Below are 338 nucleotides of genomic sequence, written 5' to 3'. Positions count from 1 at the left end.
AAATCTAAGCTTTTATATTCTTCAAATATTTTATGAATAGCATTCATATCAGAACCTACTCTAGCTTGTAAAACATCTAATAATCTATTTAAGACATTTTTTAATTCTATTAACTGAGGGTTTCTAGGATTAGCAGTGATTCTTGCTGTTAGATTACCACCTTCTACAACTGATACGGTTTGAACTGATTCTTTAACGGCTTGATTGTCTTGTTCTAAACCTTTTTTAGTAGCAAGGATGTTTTCGTTGATAGCACTTGAGATTTGTCCAAATTCATCATTGCTTTTTACTTCTATAGTAGAAACATTTTTTGTTTTATGGTTGATGAAGTCAAAGAA

General features: G+C 29.9%; 1 pseudogene. It reads right to left on the bottom strand.

The annotated features are described in order from the left end of the window. Positions 1 to 338 (bottom strand): annotated as a pseudogene (locus tag ELQ07_RS08175) (methyl-accepting chemotaxis protein); the annotation flags it as partial.

Origin of the sequence: Campylobacter sp. US55 (assembly GCF_004378955.1) — a bacterium.
Taxonomy (GTDB): Bacteria; Campylobacterota; Campylobacteria; order Campylobacterales; family Campylobacteraceae; genus Campylobacter_D; species Campylobacter_D jejuni.
The sequence above is the reverse complement of the archived record's forward strand: the minus strand, read 5'-3'. Positions and strand labels throughout refer to the sequence as shown.